General features: G+C 34.5%; 1 protein-coding gene. It reads left to right on the top strand.

The annotated features are described in order from the left end of the window. Positions 1 to 64 precede the first annotated feature (64 nt). A partial coding sequence (locus HMPREF2715_RS08450; RefSeq protein WP_083318750.1) for an SdrD B-like domain-containing protein occupies positions 65 to 2,348 on the top strand: 2,284 nt, incomplete at its 3' end.

The following is a 2,348-nucleotide window of genomic DNA, read 5'->3' as shown; positions in this document are numbered from 1 at the left end:
AGCACAAGATAAAGCAACAACAGAACAACCTTCAACACAAGATAAAGCAACAACAGAACAACCAATAGAAGAATCATCTTTAATTACTTCTTCAAAAGACAATACAACTCAAGATACCACATCTAATAAATTAGATGATTCAGCATCAAGCTCATCTGATGCGACAACACAATCAGATAACACAACTGATACAACTGGCATGTCATCTACTACAGACTCTCCATCTATTACGTCAGATAGTTCAGTTGCAGATAAACAAGCATACACAAGTGCTGTGGTAGATAGTTTAAATGCAGATAATACAAGTAATAATACAGACGCAATCGCTGATGCAGTGAGTAATGATGTGAATTTAGAAACAGCAACACAAGATCAAATTGATAATGCAATTGTAGCTGAAACAATTAAAACAGACTTTTCAAATCCAGATTATGGATTAACTAGTCCATTTATGACATTAGCAGCCGTAGCGCCAATGTCAACATCATCAACGGATAGTACACCAACTACTTTTGCTTTAAACAGTACTGATACTACATCAAGTACAGGTGGATCTTTAGTCAATGATAAAGTTCATATTAAAAATGCTAGTTTGACACTTAATCAGAAAAATAATCAACATGATAACAATACGGTTTGGCCAACAAGCAATGAGCAATTAAAATTGTCTGCTGATTATGAATTAGATAATAGTATTAAAGAAGGAGACAAATTCACTATAAAATATGGTGATTACATTAGACCCGGTGCTTTAGAACTTCCAGCTAAAAATACACAACTCCGTAGTAAGGAAGGTTCAATTGTAGCAAATGGTGTTTATGATGAAACTACAAATACAACTACGTACACTTTTACTAATTATGTAGATCAATATCAAAACATTACAGGTAGCTTTAATCTTTTAGCAACACCAAAAAGAGAGACAGTAACTAAAGATAAACAAAGTTATCCTATGGATGTTACCGTTGCTAACCAAGAAGTTAGAGAAAATTTTGTAGTAGATTATGGTAATAAAAAAGACCATCTTACAAGTGCAGCAGTAGCAAATGTCGATAATGTAAATAATAAACATAATGAAGTTGTTTATTTAAATCAACCTGGAAATAGAATTTATGATGCAAAATACTTCTCAACAGTGCAAAATGGTAATTTTATACCTGGTGAAACAAAAGTATATGAAGTGTTAGATGATAATGTTTTAGTAGATAGCTTTAATCCAAATTTAGACGGATCCGCAGTTAAAGATGTAACTAGTCAATTTACACCTAAATATAGCCTTAATAATACTAGAGTAGATATAGATCTTAATCGTAGTAATATGAACAAAGGGAAACGTTATATTATTACCCAAGCGGTTAAACCCTCAGGCACAGGAAATGTTAGTACAAATTATGAGTTAACGCGTTACGGTAACCAAGAATCAAGATACCCAACAGGTGCTAAAAGTACAACCGTTAGTTATATTAACGGTTCTTCAACAGCACAAGGAGATAACCCAACATACAGTCTTGGAGACTATGTATGGTTAGATGAAAATAAAGATGGTATCCAAAATGATGACGAAAAAGGTATTCCAGGTGTTTACGTCATTCTTAAAGATAGTAATAACAAAGAGTTACAACGTGCAACAACAGATGATACAGGACATTATCAGTTTAATAACTTACAAAATGGAACATATAATGTTGAATTTGTTATTCCTAATAATTATACTCCGTCACCATCAAATTCGACTGATAATGATACTATTGATTCGGATGGTCAAAAAGATGGAGATAATAATGTAGTAGTAGCAAAAGGTATCATTAATAATGCTGACAATATGACTGTTGATACAGGTTTTTATGAAACACCTAAATATAGCCTTGGGGACTACGTATGGAAAGACTCTAACAAAGACGGCGTTCAAGATTCTGATGAAAAGGGAATTCAAGGTGTAACGGTTACATTAAAAGATAAGGACGGCAACGTACTAAAAACAACAACAACAGATGAAAATGGTAATTATCGTTTTGATAATTTAGATAGTGGTGACTATATAGTACACTTTGAAAAACCAGAAGGTTTAACTCAAACTACTACAAATTCAGGTAGTGATGCTGACAAAGATGCTGATGGTGAAGAAGTGCATGTAACTATCACTGATCATGATGATTTTAGCATTGATAATGGATACTTCGATGCTGACTCAGATGCAGACGCAGATGCAGACGCAGACGCAGATGCAGACGCAGACGCTGATGCAGATGCAGACGCTGATGCTGACTCAGATGCAGACGCAGATGCAGATGCAGATGCTGACTCAGACTCAGATGCAGATGCAGACGCTGACTCAGATGCAGACGCAG

The organism is Staphylococcus sp. HMSC062A01 (assembly GCF_001836805.1).
Classification (GTDB): Bacteria; Bacillota; Bacilli; order Staphylococcales; family Staphylococcaceae; genus Staphylococcus; species Staphylococcus haemolyticus.
The sequence above is the reverse complement of the archived record's forward strand: the minus strand, read 5'-3'. Positions and strand labels throughout refer to the sequence as shown.